13 protein-coding genes are annotated in these 15,814 nt (G+C 67.7%); 8 read left to right on the top strand and 5 right to left on the bottom strand.

Features of this window, described 5'->3' with window-relative positions:
• The first annotated feature begins 39 nt into the window (after positions 1–39).
• Complete coding sequence (locus tag SSKA14_RS12530) at positions 40–1,056, top strand: hypothetical protein (protein ID WP_232281391.1); 1,017 nt, start codon at positions 40–42, stop codon at positions 1,054–1,056.
• A 96-nt stretch (positions 1,057–1,152) separates the two neighbouring features.
• Positions 1,153–2,112, top strand: a complete 960-nt coding sequence (pip, locus tag SSKA14_RS12525; protein WP_008267082.1) for a prolyl aminopeptidase — start codon at positions 1,153–1,155, stop codon at positions 2,110–2,112.
• A gap of 9 nt (positions 2,113–2,121) precedes the next feature.
• Here the strand turns inward: pip and SSKA14_RS12520 are convergent, their stop codons facing one another.
• The 4 genes from SSKA14_RS12520 to SSKA14_RS12505 are packed head-to-tail and all read right to left on the bottom strand — an operon-like array spanning position 2,122 to position 8,454.
• Complete coding sequence (locus SSKA14_RS12520; protein WP_040007635.1) at positions 2,122–3,483, bottom strand: heavy metal sensor histidine kinase; 1,362 nt, start codon at positions 3,481–3,483, stop codon at positions 2,122–2,124.
• Positions 3,480–4,169 (bottom strand): heavy metal response regulator transcription factor, encoded by a 690-nt coding sequence (locus SSKA14_RS12515; RefSeq protein WP_008267773.1) that lies wholly within the window; start codon positions 4,167–4,169, stop codon positions 3,480–3,482. Before SSKA14_RS12515 ends, SSKA14_RS12520 begins: the two co-directional genes overlap by 4 nt.
• Positions 4,166–7,279: a multidrug efflux RND transporter permease subunit gene (locus SSKA14_RS12510; RefSeq protein ID WP_008266724.1), complete on the bottom strand. Its 3,114-nt coding sequence runs from the start codon at positions 7,277–7,279 to the stop codon at positions 4,166–4,168. The genes SSKA14_RS12515 and SSKA14_RS12510 overlap by 4 nt, the downstream gene beginning before the upstream one ends.
• Positions 7,276–8,454, bottom strand: coding sequence for an efflux RND transporter periplasmic adaptor subunit (locus SSKA14_RS12505; protein ID WP_050413372.1), 1,179 nt, complete (start codon positions 8,452–8,454; stop codon positions 7,276–7,278). Before SSKA14_RS12505 ends, SSKA14_RS12510 begins: the two co-directional genes overlap by 4 nt.
• A 250-nt stretch (positions 8,455–8,704) precedes the next feature.
• Between SSKA14_RS12505 and SSKA14_RS12500 the strand changes: the two genes are divergently transcribed.
• The 6 genes from SSKA14_RS12500 (at position 8,705) to SSKA14_RS12475 (ending at position 15,093) form a co-directional block, all read left to right on the top strand.
• Positions 8,705–9,010 (top strand): hypothetical protein, encoded by a 306-nt coding sequence (locus SSKA14_RS12500; RefSeq protein ID WP_008266835.1) that lies wholly within the window; start codon positions 8,705–8,707, stop codon positions 9,008–9,010.
• 321 nt (positions 9,011–9,331) lie between these two features.
• Positions 9,332–9,631 carry a hypothetical protein gene (locus SSKA14_RS12495; protein WP_006447714.1) on the top strand — a complete coding sequence of 100 codons (300 nt, stop codon included), beginning with the start codon at positions 9,332–9,334 and terminating at the stop codon, positions 9,629–9,631.
• A gap of 63 nt (positions 9,632–9,694) precedes the next feature.
• Entirely contained in the window at positions 9,695–12,454 is a 2,760-nt protein-coding gene (mgtA, locus tag SSKA14_RS12490) for a magnesium-translocating P-type ATPase (protein ID WP_008268413.1), read from the top strand.
• A gap of 31 nt (positions 12,455–12,485) precedes the next feature.
• Positions 12,486–13,223, top strand: coding sequence for an MgtC/SapB family protein (locus SSKA14_RS12485; protein ID WP_008268004.1), 738 nt, complete (start codon positions 12,486–12,488; stop codon positions 13,221–13,223).
• A gap of 180 nt (positions 13,224–13,403) precedes the next feature.
• Entirely contained in the window at positions 13,404–14,459 is a 1,056-nt protein-coding gene (locus SSKA14_RS12480; RefSeq protein WP_008267944.1) for an ATP-binding protein, read from the top strand.
• On the top strand, positions 14,452–15,093 hold the full coding sequence (locus SSKA14_RS12475; protein ID WP_040007631.1) for a response regulator: 642 nt from the start codon (positions 14,452–14,454) through the stop codon (positions 15,091–15,093). The genes SSKA14_RS12480 and SSKA14_RS12475 overlap by 8 nt, the downstream gene beginning before the upstream one ends.
• A gap of 51 nt (positions 15,094–15,144) precedes the next feature.
• Here SSKA14_RS12475 and SSKA14_RS12470 read toward each other — a convergent pair whose 3' ends face one another.
• Positions 15,145–15,606, bottom strand: a complete 462-nt coding sequence (locus SSKA14_RS12470) for an EamA family transporter (protein ID WP_008265477.1) — start codon at positions 15,604–15,606, stop codon at positions 15,145–15,147.
• Between the last annotated feature and the right edge of the window lie 208 nt (positions 15,607–15,814).

Genomic DNA, 15,814 nt, shown 5'->3' with positions numbered 1-15,814 from the left:
TCGTATCCCGAAACGCCTGATGAGGGCTGGGTGAACAGCATGGAAGCTGCGGCCCGGCGCAGATGTAGGACGATGTCCAAAAACCGCTGCATGAATGACGCATTCACCCGCCATCGAGATTTCGAACTTGTCCGCTATATCGCGGCCTCCCAGCCCGCCATCCTGCCCCCGATCCAGAACGGGAGTGCGGCCATGCAGGGGCGGAGGATGCGAGAGCGCCTATGGGTGCTGAAGCTGATGCTGGGCCATGCCTGCCGGCGCGCCGGCCTGCGGCTTGGCGTGCTGGCATCACCTCTGTTGCCCGGGTGGCTGCATTCCTGGCTTGCCGAACAGGCCTTCGCCTGGCTGGGCCCGACGCTGCTGGCGGGCCGGTTCAATCGCCTGCGCGCACGCGTATACGCATCAGGGTGCACGCAGGCGGAGGCGACCCGATGGACAGCGCGTGCGCTGGCCCGCGCCTGGCTGCGACGGGTGCGCTGGCACCGCCTGTTATCGCTCCCGCACGCTGAACTGCAACGCCACCTGCGATCGATGACCTGGCACGACCCGCAGGGCCTGTGGCCCGCTTCCGCCGGCCGTCGCGGCGTGGTCTGCGTGCTGCCAAGCGGCGACGCCGAGCTTGGGCTGGCCGCAGCATTGGATCGCCCGGGCGCACCGGCCCATTATTTCGTGCGCTGCCCTCATCACGAGCAGTCGCGCGCGTACCGCACGCTGCTGGCGCTGCAGCGCGTGGGGCACCGGTTGGACGTGGATCGCGATGGAACGCGCGGCATGGCGTGGCGCCAGCTGCGGCGCGGGGCCAAGGTCTTTACGCTGCTGACCATGAATGACGTGGCCGCCAGCGACGTCGTGCCGGCGCCGCTGCGTCTTGCGCGCCTGGCCGGCGTACCGGTACTGCTGCTGGGGCACCGTTGCGACGGGGTCGGCGCCGGCACGCTGCACGTTGTGGGCGAGTATGCCGGCGCGGCACTGGATACCGGGTCCCCCCGGCTGCTTGAATCCGCCCGCCGCTTCCTTCGTGCATCGCCCCATGACTGCCACGCCGCGGCTGCCTGAACGCCGAAGGCCATCGTGCGATCAGGTGCGACAAGCTGCGTACCAGCTACCACGGTGGGAGGTATGCTGGCAGGCCCTGCTTGTGAGACACCCGTCATGCGTACCCTGTACCCGGCCATCGAGCCCTACCACCAGTTCACCCTGGCGGTGAGCGATCTGCACACCCTGCACATCGAGGAGTGCGGCACGCCGGACGGAATACCGGTGGTGTACCTGCACGGCGGGCCGGGCGCCGGCATTTCGCCGACCCATCGCCGCTTCTTCGACCCGGCGCGCTACCGCATCGTGCTGATCGACCAGCGTGGCAGCGGGCGCTCCACGCCGTTCGGCGAGCTGCGCGACAACACCACGCAGGCGCTGGTGGCCGACATCGAGAAGGTGCGTGAGCATCTGGGCATCGAACGCTGGCTGGTCTACGGCGGCTCCTGGGGCTCGACGCTGTCGTTGGCCTATGCGCAGGCGCATCCCGCGCGTGCGACCGGCCTGATCGTGCGCGGCGTGTTCCTCGGCCGCGAAATCGAAAACCGCTGGTTCGCAGAGGCCAGCGGCGGTGCGCGCTGGATCTTCCCCGAACGCTGGGACCGCTACGAGGCCTATATTCCGGAGGGCGAGCGCGCCGACATGATCGCGGCCTATTGGACACGCCTGGACAGCGCCGATGAAGCCACCCGCATCGAAGCGGCACAGGCGTGGCTGGGCTGGGAAGACAACGCCGCCACCCTGCAGCACGATGTGGATGCCGTATCCACCGATGATCCGCTGGACACGCTGGCGAAGGCGCGCATCGAGGCGCACTACTTCCGTAATGGCATCTTCCTTGAAGCCAACCAGCTGCTGCGCGATATCGACCGCATCCGCCACCTGCCCGGCGTGATCGTGCAGGGCCGCTACGACATTATCTGCCCGCCGCGCAGCGCCTGGGATCTGGCCAAGGCATGGCCGGAAGCGCGGCTGGAAATGGTGACCTCGGGCCACAGTGCCAACGAACTGGCCACGGTTGACGCGCTGGTACGTGCCACGGATGCGTTTGCCGACCAGTTCGGCCAGTGCAGCTGAGCTGCCGCCTCAGCAGGCGACCGTGAACCCCACCGTGGTCAGCCCCTCGTGGCTGGCCACGAACACGTCGCCACCATGCAGCATGGCGATGGCCTTGACGATCGACAGCCCAAGGCCGTGATGGCGTTCGCCCCGGTACTCACGGGCCTGGTCCACGCGGTAGAAGCGCTCGAACAGCAGCGGCAGGTGCTCGGCGGCGATGCCCGCACCCTCGTTCATCACCGCGATGCGCGCGCCCTCGCCTTCGGCCTGCAGCTGCACGCGCACCTCGCTTCCCGGCCGCGCATGCTGCACGGCGTTGTGCAGCAGGTTGGTCAATGCCCGCCGGAACAGCGAGGGATCGATGCGGGCGGTGGCGTCACCCTCGATGTGCAGGGTCAGCCCGGCATCCTCGAACAACAGCTCGAGGAAATCGCCTGCAGCCGCCACTTCCTCGGCCAGCGCAACCTGACGGGTCTCCATGGCGATGTCACCCTGCCCGGCACGCGACAGGAACAGCATGTCGTTGACGATGGCACGCAGCCGCTCCAGCTCTTCCAGGTTGGACTGCATCACCTCCTGCAGTTCGGCGTTGTCGCGCGGCCGTGACAACGCCACCTGGGTCTGGCCCATCAGGTTGGCCAGCGGCGTGCGCAGTTCGTGGGCGACGTCGGCGTTGAAGCCATCCAGGCGGGTGTAGGCCGCTTCCAGCCGGTCCAGTGCGCCATTGAACGCGCCGGTCAGGTGGCCCAGTTCCGCAGGCAGGCCATCGGCCGCGAGGCGTTGCGACAGCCGTTGTGGACTGAGCGAGCGCGCCTCGTTCGAAAGCGCGCGCAGCGGTGCCAGCCCCAGGCGCGCGATCCAGTAGCCAAGCCCGGCCACCAGTAGCACGCCCAGCGCACCGGCGATCAACAGCGCCCACGCAAAGCGCTGCAATGCGTGGGTGTAGGGCTCCGAATCGATGCCGATCCAAAGATCCACGGCCGGCCGCACCCCCTTGCCGGGCACGTGCTCGTAGAGGGTGCGCAATGGGTGCTCGCCTGCCCGCTGCAACGTCCCCATCCCCGCATCGCCCTTGGCCGGTGGCCGCACCGAAGGACGCTCCGCCCCGATGCGGAAGGTCGGGTCATCACTCCAGGCCCAGACCAGCGTGTCGCGGTCGCCGGAGATCAGGTTGCCGACCTTGTCGCGCACCTTGCTCCAGCGTTCGCGGGTATCGCACATCGCCACGCTGCCGCTGACCGCGTGCAGCTTGGTCTGCAGCTCGGCATGCTGGTAGCGCACCACCTGCCGCTCCAGCACGCCGTATACGCCGATGCCCAGCAGGGTGAACACCAGCAGCGCAGCCAGCGCGAACATCGCCGACAGGCGCTGCGCAATCGACATCCTCATCGACCATCGTCCTCGTCGTCACGCACTTCCAGCACGTAGCCCATGCCGCGCACCGTGTGCAGCAGCTTGCTGGGGTACGGGCCATCGAGTTTGCTGCGCAGCCGCTTGATCGCCACTTCCACCACGTTGGTGTTGCTGTCGAAGTTGATGTCCCATACCTGGGCGGCAATCACCGTCTTGGACAGGATCTGTCCACGCCGCTGCGCCAGCAACGCCAGGAGCGCGAACTCCTTGCCGGTCAGGTCCAGTCGTGCGCCGTCACGATAGGCGCGGCGTGCCAGCAGGTTCACCTGCAGGTCGCCCACCTGCAGTTCGGTCGGCTCCTGCTGGCGCCCGCGCCGCACCAGTGCCTGCAGGCGCGCCAGCAGTTCGATGAACGAGAACGGCTTGACCAGGTAGTCGTCGGCGCCCTGCCCCAGCCCATGCACGCGATCATCCACGCGATCACGCGCGGTCAGCATGATCACCGGAGTCTGCTTGCTGCGGCGCAGTTCGCGCAGCACGTTGAAGCCATCCATGCCCGGCAGCATCACGTCCAGCACGATCACGTCGTAGTCGAACTCGCGGGCGAGGTGCAGGCCGGTCACGCCGTCGGAGGCCAGGTCCACTGCCCAGCCCTGCTCGCCCAACCCGGTGCGCAGGTAATGGGCGGTCTTGCTCTCATCCTCGACGATCAGCAGTTTCATCCGGGCTCCGTCAGCGCGGCGCCTGCCGCTGCCCTGCGCTCACGTCGGCGCTGCAGGAACAGCCGGTCCAGGGCCAGGTAGATCACCGGGGTACTGTACAGGGTCAGCACCTGGCTGATCAGCAAGCCACCCACCACCGCCACGCCCAGTGGCTGGCGCAGCTCCGAGCCGGTACCGAAGCCGATCATCAGCGGGATGGCGCCGAGCAATGCCGCCAGCGTGGTCATCATGATCGGGCGGAAACGGGTCAGGCAGGCCTCATGGATGGCCTGCAATGGCGTTAGCCCACGATTGCGCTGCGCATCGAGGGCGAAGTCGACCATCAGGATGCCGTTCTTCTTGACGATGCCGATCAGCAGCACGATGCCGATCAGCGCCATGATCGAGAAATCCAGGCCCCACAGCCACAGCATCAGCACCGCACCGATACCGGCCGAAGGCAGGGTGGACAGGATGGTGAGCGGGTGCACGAAACTCTCGTAGAGCACACCGAGGATGATGTAGACCGCCAGCAATGCGGCCAGGATCAGCATCGGCTGGCTGGCCAGCGACTCCTGGAACGCCTGCGCGGTACCCTGGAAGCGGCCGCTGATGCTGGCAGGCATACCGATCTGCGCCTGTGCCTGCTCGACCAGCGTTACTGCCTCGCCCAGCGAGACACCCGGCGCCAGGTTGAACGACAGGTTCACCGCCGGCAGCATGCCATTGTGGCTGATCGACAGCGGACCGTTGCCCGGCGGCTGCACCTGCGCCACGGCCGACAACGGGACCATCTGCCCGGTGAGCGGCGAGCGCAGGTGGAAGTAGGACAACGCGTCGACCTGGCCGAGCAGGCCGGGTGCGATCTCCAGGATCACCCGGTACTGGTTGGTGTCGGTCTGGAACTCGTTGATCTGGCGTTGGCCGAAGGCGTCGTAGAGCACCTGGTCGATATCGTTGGCGGTCAGGCCGAAGCGCGCTGCGGCGGTGCGGTCGATCTGCAGCCGGGTGACACTGGCGCCGACCTGCTGGTCGTTGGACACGTCGCGCAGCTGCGGCAGGCCGCGCAGGCGCGTGGTCAGCTGTTCGGCCCAGCGCGACAGTTCGCGGCTTTCCTGCCCGCGCAGGGCGTACTGGTACTGGGTGCGCGACGGCCCGGCACCCAGGTTGATGTCCTGCGCGGCACGCATGTACACGGTGATGCCGGGCACGCTGGCCATCTTCGCGCGCAGGCGGTCGATGAAGGCGTGCACGTCCACGTCGCGGTCGCCACGGTCCTTGAGGATGAACCAGAAACGCCCGTTGGACAGGGTCTGGCTGCCGCCGGTCGCGCCCACGGCATGGTTGTAGGCCAGCAGCGCCGGGTCCTCGGCGGCGATCTTCGCCAGTTGCTGGTGCTTGGCCGCCATCTCCTCGAAGCCGATGTCCTGTGCCGCTTCGGTGGTGGCAACGACGAACGCGGTGTCCTGCAACGGGAAGAAGCCCTTGGGAATCATCACGTACGACACTACGGCCACCGCCACGGTGACGCCGAAGCCGAGCAGTATCAGTCGTGGATGGCCCAGCGCCCATTGCAGGCTGCGGTCGTAGCCGGCCAGCAGGCGCCCGGCCAGCGTGTCCTGGCTGTCACGGTGTGCCGGCATGCGCTTCATCAGGTGCGCGGCCATCATCGGCGCCAGTGTCAGCGAGGCCACGATGGAGATCAGGATGGCCACGGTAATGGTCAGCGCGAACTCGGCGAACAGGCGCCCGACCACGCCGCCCATGAACAGCAGCGGGATGAACGCCGCGATCAATGACAGGCTGATCGAGACCACGGTGAAACCAATCTCCTCGGCCCCCTTCAGGGCGGCCTCGATCGGCCCCAATCCGGCCTCCCGATGACGATGGATGTTCTCCACCACCACGATGGCATCGTCCACCACGAAGCCGACCGCCACCACCAGTGCCACCAGGGTGAGATTGTTGAGGCTGAAGCCGGCCACGTACATGGCGGCGAACGTGGCCACCAGTGCCACCACCAGCACCGCGCCGACGATGAGCGTGGCCGACAGCTGGCGCAGGAACAGGCCCATCACCAGCACCACCAGCACGATGGTCAGCACCAGGGTCACTTCCACTTCGTGCAGCGAGGCGCGGATGGTGCGCGTGCGGTCGTTGAGTACGTCCACATCGACGCTGGCCGGCAGGTTGGCACGCAGCTCCGGTAGCGCTGCCAGCACTGCGTCGGTGGTGCGCACGATGTTGGCGCCCGGCTGCCGGCTGATGATCAGGCCCACGCCCGGCTGCCCGTTCGGCCACGCCTGCACGTAGGCGTTCTCGGCACCGTCGACCACCTGCGCGACATCGCCCAGCGTCACCGGCGAGCCCGCGCGATAGGCCACCACCAGCTGCCGGTAGTCCTGCGCATCGAACAACTGGTCATTGGCTTCAAAGGTGGACGTGCGCTGCTCGCCCATCAGCGCGCCCTTGGCCTGGTTGAGGCTGGCGTTCTGGGCTACCCCGCGCAGGTCGGACAGGGTCATGCCCATCGCCGCCAGGCGCTCCGGCTGGGCCTGGATGCGGATGGCCGGGCGCTGCTGGCCGACGATGTTGACCTCGGACACGCCACTGATCTGGCTGATCGAACGCGCCAGCCGGCTTTCGGCCAGATCGCTCAGCTCGGTCATCGACATCTGCGCCGACACCACGCTGAGTACCAGGATCGGACTGTCGGCCGGATTGACCTTGCGCCAGGTAGGCAGGTTCGGCAGGTCGCTGGGCAGGCGCCCGGCGGCGGCATTGATCGCCGCCTGCACTTCCTGTGCGGCGGTATCGATGTCCTTTTCCAGATCGAACTGCAGCGTGATCGAGGTGCTGCCCAGCGCGCTGGTGGAGGTCATCTCGATGATGCCTGGCACGCCGGTCAGCTGCGTTTCCAGTGGCGTGGCGACCGCTGATGCCATGGTGTCGGCACTGGCCCCGGGCAGGCTGGCATTGACCCGGATGGTGGGAAATTCGGCCTCCGGCAGCGGCGCCACCGGCAGCCGTGGCAGTGCAGCCACGCCCAGCAAAACCACCGCCAGGGTGAGCAACGTGGTCGCCACCGGGTGCCTGACGAACCAGCTGGACAGCGAGACGCGCGCACTCATGGGGCGGCCCCGCCCTTGGCAGCGGGTACGGCCGCTGCCGCGGCTTCAGCGACGACCACACCCGGGCGCAGGCGCGACTGGCCGTCGCGCACGATCACATCGCCCACGCGCAGTTCGCCCTGCACCGCCACCTGCCCGTTCTCGGCCTCGCCGACGGTGACCGGCAGTACTTCCACGCTGCCGTCGCCGAGCACGCGATAGACGAAGCTGCCGTCCACGCCGCGCTGGATGGCCGCCGCCGGCACCACCAGGGCGCCGGTGCTCTGGCCGGTGCGCACGCGCACGCTGACCAGCTGGCCGGGCCACAACCGATCATCGGCATTGGCAAAGCGCGCACGCAGGCGCACGGTGCCGGAGGTTTCCTCCACCTGGTTGTCGATCACCTGCAGGCGGCCTTCGGCCAACAGCAGGCCACCATCCCGGTCCAGCGCCTGCACCGCCACTTCACCGGACGCCAATGCCTGCCGCAGCTGCGGCAATGCGTCCTGCGGCAGTGCGAACACCACCGAGATCGGGTCGGTCTGCTGCACGGTGACCAGCCCCTGGGTATCGGTGGCCCGCACCAGATTGCCTGGATCGACCTGGCGCAGGCCGATGCGGCCGTCCATCGGCGCCAGGATGCGGGTGTACGACAGCTGCACCTGCGCGGCGTCCACCGCCGCCTGGTTGCCGTGCCCGGTCGCCTGCAGCTGCTGTACCGTCGCCGCCTGTTGTTCAAGCATCTGCCGCGAGACCAGCTGGTCGGTGGACAGCTGCTGCAGGCGGGCGAGGTCCGAGCGTGCGGCATCCAGCGTGGCGCGGTCACGCACCACTGCGGCCTGCGCGCCGCCCAGATCGGCGCGGATCGCGCGATCATCGATGCGGGCCAGCAGCTGTCCCTTGCTCACCTTCTGGCCTTCCTCGAACAGCACCTCGGTGAGCACGCCATCGACCTGCGGCCGCAGCACCGCGCTCTGCAGCGACTGCACCGTGCCTACGCCGCTGCGCCAGTGCGCCACGTCGCGCTGCTCGACGCGTCCGGTGACCACTGGCACCGGTGGCGGGGTGCTGGCCGGCTGCGCGTCACCCCGCGACACGCCATGGAACAGCATCACCAGCGACAGCACCACCAGCAGCAGTGCGCCCAGTGCGAGGTGGCGGCGACGCATTCGTGCGGACAGGAAAGGAATTCGCATGCGGGGAGTCCATACCGGTGCCGGCGCGGGGGCTGCGCGGGCCTGATGCCATCCTTACCGGTAGCCTCCGGCGCCTGGCTGTCGCCTGGCTGACAATTCCGTCAGCTGGTCGTCCCTCGGGCGTCCCGTGAACGATGGCCCACCCACGTGCGCGATCACCGGCCTTCTTCGCGCTTCCCTTACGGAGCGGTGCCGATGATCCGGCCAAGGGCGCCACGCTGGCGATCCCACAGCCTCCCAGGAGAACGCCATGACCGGTTTCCGCTTCGTCCCCGCTGCCCTCGTGATTGCCAGCACCCTGCTGCTGGTTGCCTGCTCCAAGCCACAGGAAGCCAGCAAGGCCACTGCGGCCGAAGACGTCACCCAGGTGAAGCTGCTTCCCTCCTACGAGTCACTGGACAAGGACAAGGACGGCATCGTCACCCTGGCCGAAGTGGATGCGGTCGCACCGGACTGGGCCGAGCGCCTGCACACCTGCGATACCGACCGCGACCAGAAACTGAGCCGCGGCGAATACGACGTCTGCAAGCAGACCGCAGCTGCGGCCGCGCATTGATTCCCGGCGCCGGCGCGCCCGTGTGCGCGCCTGGCCGTGTTGGCCGCGCACGCTCTCCCGCCCGTGGCTATACCAAGGTATAGCCGGGCTAACCCACGAGCCTCTAGGACTGCCCCATTCAGGGGCGGACAATAGCGCCACTGGCCAGGGCAACCCTGGCCGGCACCCTCCCCTCATGGAGACGCAGATGGACCCCGACCCTGCCGGGCGCGACGCGCCCCGGATGCCTGCCTGTTGCCTGTTCCTGGCGCCTGCCCGCCGGTCCCTGCCTGCCTGAGTGACGGGGGATCGCCAGGTGCCGCCTGCCTGGAGATCGCCCCCATGTCCTACAAGATCCTCTACATCACCCTGCGCCGCCTGATCGGTGAGCGCGATGTTGCCGCCCTGCGCAGCCAGCTGCTGCAGCACGGCCCGGTCATGTTCGCCCGTTCGCTCTCGCTCGGCTCGCCACGCGTGGTCGCCGACGCGCTGTCGCTGCTGCCGATCAGCGAGCGCATCAACGTTCTGCGCCATCTGCCCTACCCGCTGCGCGATGCAATGAAGCCGCTGTGCATCGGTGGCAGCCAGCGCCTGCACATGCAGCCGTGGTCGCCGGCGGTGCTGGCGATGCGCCACGCCTGACCTGTTCCATCCGTTCCGTTCGTGTTCCGGCCCCGGCCGGCTCTGACATTCGAGGAGAGTCCCATGAGCCTGCTCAACGCCTGGTTCAATGCCTTCCTGCGCAGCCGTCGCGCAGGCAACCTGTTCCGCCGCCGTGCGATGCCCGAGGCCGGCTTCGGCCCGGGCAGCGCCGAAGCGGCGCCGTTCGCGCTTACCACTGGCCTGGTCACCCTGGCCCAGCAGCCGGAAGCGGAGCTGTTGGCCACGCTCGATTCGCATGCCGATGGCCTCAGCCCGCATGAGGCCGGGGAGCGGCTGGCCACGCTCGGCCCCAACGAGGTCGATCACGAAAAGCCGCTGCCGTGGTGGCGCCACCTGTGGCAGTGCTACCGCAATCCGTTCAACCTGCTGCTGACCGTGCTGGCAGCGGTGTCGTGGCTGACCGAGGACCTCAAGGCGACGATCGTGATCGGCGCGATGGTGCTGCTGTCCACACTGATCCGCTTCGTGCAGGAGGGCCGTTCCAACCGCGCGGCCGAACGCCTGAAGGCCCTGGTCGGCAACACCGCACGCGTGCTGCGCCGCAATCCGGGTACCGAGGCCGCCGACGTGGCCGACCAGTACTTCGGTGCGCACCTGCACAGCCGTCGCCCGGCACGCCTGCTGGACCTGCCGATCCGTGAGCTGGTGCCCGGCGACCACATCGTGCTGTCGGCCGGCGACATGATTCCGGCCGACTGCCGCGTGCTGACCGCCAAGGATCTGTTCGTGGCGCAGGCGGCGATGACCGGTGAATCGCTGCCGGTGGAGAAGTTCGCGCACCCGGGCGATGGCCTGGCCGGCCTGCTGGAGCAGCACAACCTGCTGTTCATGGGCACCAACGTGGTGTCCGGCACCGCCACCGCCATCGTTCTGGCTACCGGCAACCGCACCTACTTCGGCACCCTGGCCCAGCGCAGCACCGCCACCGACCGTGCGCCCACCGCATTCCAGGCCGGCGTCAACAGCGTCAGCTGGCTGCTGATCCGCTTCGCGCTGGTGATGGTGCCGTTCGTGTTGCTGATCAACGGCTGGACCAAGGGCGACTGGACCGAGGCGTTCCTGTTCGCACTGTCGGTGGCAGTGGGGCTGACCCCGGAAATGCTGCCGATGATCGTCACCTCCACCCTGGCCAAGGGTGCGGTGCTGCTGTCGCGGCGCAAGGTGATCGTCAAGCGCCTGGATGCGATCCAGAACTTCGGCGCGATGGAAGTACTGTGCACCGACAAGACCGGCACCCTCACCCAGGACAAGATCGCGCTGGAACGCCACACCGACGTGTTCGGTAACGATTCGGAGGACGTGCTGGCCTTCGCCTACCTCAACAGCCATTTCCAGACCGGGCTGATCAACCTGCTCGACCGCGCGGTGCTGGAGCACGTGGAGCTGCAGAGCTCGCTGCGGTTGTCGCAGGACTACCACAAGGTGGACGAAATCCCGTTCGACTTCGAGCGCCGCCGCATGTCGGTGGTGGTCTCCGAGCGCGAGGATCATCACGAGCTGATCTGCAAGGGCGCGGTGGAAGAAATGTTGGCCGTGTGCAGCACCGTGCGCGAGAACGGCCACGACATGCCGTTGGACGAGCGGCGCCTGGCGCGCGTACGGCAGACCACCGAGGAACTGAACGAACAGGGCCTGCGCGTGGTGGCGGTGGCGATGAAGGAAACCGCAGCCAGCCAGACCGCATACTCGCAGGCCGACGAGTGCGACCTGACCCTGGTCGGCTACGTGGCCTTCCTCGACCCGCCGAAGGAGTCCGCCGCGCAGGCACTGCAGGCATTGGCCGCGCATGGCGTGGAGGTGAAGGTATTCACCGGCGACAACGAACTGGTCACCGCCCGCGTCTGCGCCCAGGTCGGGTTGGACGCCGATACCATCCTGACCGGCCCGCAGATCGAGCGCATGGATGATGGCGCACTGTCGCGGGCGCTGCACCACCATCGCGTGTTCGCCCGGCTGACCCCGCTGCACAAGGAGCGCCTGGTGCGTGAGCTGCGTGCTCAGGGCAAGGTGGTCGGCTTCCTCGGCGACGGCATCAACGATGCGCCCGCGCTGCGTGCGGCCGACATCGGCATCAGCGTGGACAGCGCCGTGGACATCGCCAAGGAGGCCGCCGACATCATCCTGCTGGAAAAGAACCTGATGGTGCTGGAGGAAGGCGTCATCGAGGGCCGGCGCACCTTCAACAACATGCTCAAGTACATCCGCATGACGGCCAGTTCCAACTTCGGCAACGTGTTTTCGGTGCTGGTGGCCTCGGCCTTCCTGCCGTTCCTGCCGATGCTGCCGCTGCAGCTGCTGGTGCAGAACCTGCTGTACGACATCTCGCAGATCGCCATTCCGTTCGACAACGTGGACGAGGAACTGGTACGCAAGCCGCTGAAGTGGAACCCGGCGGACATCGGCCGCTTCATGGTGTTCTTCGGGCCGATCAGCTCGATCTTCGACCTGACCTGCTTCGCCTTGATGTGGTACGTATTCGATGCACGCACGCCAGCCGACCAGGGCCTGTTCCAGTCCGGCTGGTTCGTGGTCGGCCTGCTGACCCAGACCCTGATCGTGCACATGATCCGCACGCCGAAGGTGCCGTTCCTGCAGAGCATCGCCGCACCGCCGCTGCTGATGATGACCGGCCTGATCATGGCCATCGGCGTGGCCCTGCCGATGAGTCCGCTGGCCGGCTACTTCAAGCTGCAGGCCCTGCCGGCCGGCTACTGGCCGTTCCTGGCGGCGATCCTGTTCGGCTATGCGGTGCTGACCACCGCGCTGAAGCGGTTCTACATCCGTCGCTACGGCTGGCAGTAACGATCCGCCGCCTCGTCCAGGGAGAAACACAATGGACATCAACCCCAACCTGCCGGCGTTCAACGCCGGCGCAACCCTGAGCTCGCTGATCAGCCTGACGGTGGCCTTCGTACTGGGAACGATCATCGGCCTGGAACGGCAACTGCGCCAGCGCACCGCCGGGCTGCGTACCAACACGCTGGTGGCGGTGGGCGCGGCGGTGTTCGTCGACCTGGCCGTGCGCTTCCATGACCTGTACGGCGGGCCGCCGTCGCCCCTGCATGTGGTGGCCTATGTGATTTCCGGCGTCGGCTTTCTCGGTGCCGGCGCGATCATGAAGGACGGCGCGCAGGTTTCCGGCCTGAACACCGCCGCCACCCTGTGGGGCTCGGCGGCGGTGGGCGCGTGCGCCGGCATCAAGCTGCTGCCGGAAGCGGTGATGGCCGCGATCTTCGTGCTGGCCGCCAACACGCTGTTGCGGCCGGTGGTGAACCGCATCCAGCGGCAGCCGCTGCCGGAAGCCTTCAGCGAGGCGACCTATGCGATCAACGTGGTCTGCCAGCGCGAGCAGCAGGCCGAGGTGCTGGACCAGCTGTTGCTGCTACTGGAGCAGGCGCAGTACCCGGTGCGCGCAGTGGACCAGCGGCCGTTTGGCGAGCGCGATGTGGAGATCGAAGCAGTGCTGTATGCCACCACGGTCGATGCCGGCGAACTGGATGCCGTGCTGGCAACGCTGGCGACCACGCCTGGCGTACTGCAGGGATTCTGGAACGCCAGCCTGGAGGAGTAGTGCCGGCCGCTGGCCGGCAACCTCATGATCCCCCGACGCACCGTGCATCGCTTCGGTAGGTGCCGGCCGCTGGCCGGCACCTCATGAAGCTCCGGGAAGATCCTGCAGCTGCCGGCCAGCGGCCGGCACTACCCAGCATCGCTTTGCTATCCTTTCCGCCCACGCCAGGGAGCTGTCCCGATGCCATCGCTGTCGCCCCGTCGCCCGCTGGTGCTGCTGGCCCTGATCGTCGTGATGGCGGCGATCTTCCTGATCGACACCGTCACCGACTACGCCGTTGCGGCGGCGTGTTTCTACGCGGCGGTCATCCTGGCCGCCTCGCGCGTGCTGGCCGCCCGTGGGCTGATCACGCTGGCCCTTGCCTGCATCGCGCTGACCGCTCTCAGCTTCTTCCTGACCCGCTTCGGCACCTACCGTATCGGCCTGGTCAATTCGGTGATCGGCATGCTGGTGATCGGCATCACCACCTACCTGGCCCTGAACATGGAAGCGGCCAAGGCGGCGGTACAGGAGGCACAAGGGCGGTTGCTGAGGGTCGCGCGCGCTTCCACCGTGGGCGAGCTGACCACCTCCATCGCGCACGAGGTGAACCAGCCGCTGGCGGCCATCGCCAGCAGTGCCGAGGCCTGCCAGCGCTGGCTGGCGCAGGACCCGCCGAATGTGGACAAGGCGCGGCAGACCGTGGCCCGCATCCTGGCCGATGCGCACCGCGCCGGCGACGTGATCGCGCGCATCCGGGGCCTGACCCAGGGTGCCGCGCCGGAGCGACGCGCCTTCGATCTGAACCAGGCGGTGGAAGAAATGCTGGCACTGTCACGCAGCGAGCTGGATCGGCATGGCGTGGCGGTGGCGCTGCTGCTGGATGCCGACCTGCCACCGGTGCAGGCCGACCGCGTACAGGTGCAGCAGGTGATCGGCAACCTGATCCTCAATGCGGTGGACGCGATGGAAGCGGTGCCTGCCGCTGACAGGCGCCTGTCGCTGCTGACCCAACGCGACGGTCAGCGGATCAGCCTCAGTGTGCGCGATCGCGGTGTCGGCCTCCCCGCCGACCATCCCGAGCGTGTGTTCGATGCGTTCTGGACCACCAAATCACACGGTCTTGGCCTCGGCCTCAGCCTCAGCCGTTCGATGATCGAAGCCAACGACGGCCAGATCCGCGCCGAGCGCCCGAGCGGCGGCGGGGCCTGCTTCGTCTTCGACCTGCCCATCGCCACGGATGTTCCTCATGCGTAAGCCCACTGCCCCGGTTGCCGATCCGGCACCGATCGTCTACGTGATCGACGACGACCCCTCGGTGCGCGCGGCGCTTGAGGATCTGTTGGCGTCAATGGGACTGCAGGTAAGGGCCTTCGCCTCCACCCAGGCGTTCCTGGACCACGAACTGGACGATGCACCGGCCTGCCTGGTGCTGGATGTGCGCATGCCGGGCCAGAGTGGGCTTGAGTTCCATCGCAGCATGGGCACGCATGGCCTGCAGCTGCCGGTGGTGTTCATCACTGGCCACGGCGATATTGCGATGGGCGTGAACGCGATCAAGGACGGCGCCATCGAATTCCTGACCAAGCCGTTCCGTGACCAGGAGCTGCTGGATGCGATCCACAAGGGCATCGAGATCGATCGCCAGCGCCGCCGTGACGGCGAGGCACTCGATGCCCTGCAGCAGCGCTGGAACACGCTCAATGCCGGCGAGCGCGAGGTGGTCGATGGCGTGGTGCGCGGGCGCCTCAACAAGCAGATCGCCGGCGACCTCGCGGTCAGCGAGATCACGGTGAAGGTACGCCGCGCACAGGTGATGCGCAAGATGGGCGCGCGCACTCTGGTCGATCTGGTGCGGATGTACGACCGCTTGCAGGCGGGCACGCCCTGACCCTGCAGCAAGGCAGAGCGGTCGGCAGCGTCGCCCCGCATTCCGCTTGCGCTATTTCCGGGTGGCCAGCACGATCACCCCGGCCACGACCAGGCCGATGCCACTCCACTCGCGCAGGCTGGGCCGCTCACCCAGCAGCAGATAGGCCAGCACGATCACCAGCACGACGCTGAACTTGTCGACCACTGCGACCTTGGCCAGTTCGCCGCTCTGCAGCGCGCGGAAGTAGAACAGCCACGACGCGCCGGTCGCCAGGGCGGAGAGCACCAGGAACAGCTGGGTGCGCCCCGGCAGCAGCAGCGGGTTTGACCACTTGCCGGTGATCACCACCAGCGGCAGGATCACCGCCGCCACGATCAGGGTGCGGATGGCCATGGCCAGGTCCGAGTCGACGCCCTTGACGCCCACCTTGGCGAACAGCGCGGTCAGCGCCGCGAACACGGCGGACAGTCCAGCCCAGATCAACCACTGCGGTAGGTTCTGCACGAAGGCCTCGCTTGCCTGCACCGGCATGTGCGCCAACGCTACTCCACCCTGCCATCGGTGGGGCTTCACCTGCCCGTCACCGCCGCTACAATGGGCACGGAATCGCCAGGGGGGCGATCTGCAGGGAATGCACCATGCTTGAACAGGACATCATCGTCGCCCTTGCCGGGCCAGCCGCCCTCGACCGGGCCGCCCTGCCGTGCAGCACTCGCCTCCCGCTCCCCTTCCCCTCTGT

Source organism: Stenotrophomonas sp. SKA14 (assembly GCF_000158575.1).
GTDB classification, from domain to species: domain Bacteria; phylum Pseudomonadota; class Gammaproteobacteria; order Xanthomonadales; family Xanthomonadaceae; genus Stenotrophomonas; species Stenotrophomonas forensis.
The sequence above is the reverse complement of the archived record's forward strand: the minus strand, read 5'-3'. Positions and strand labels throughout refer to the sequence as shown.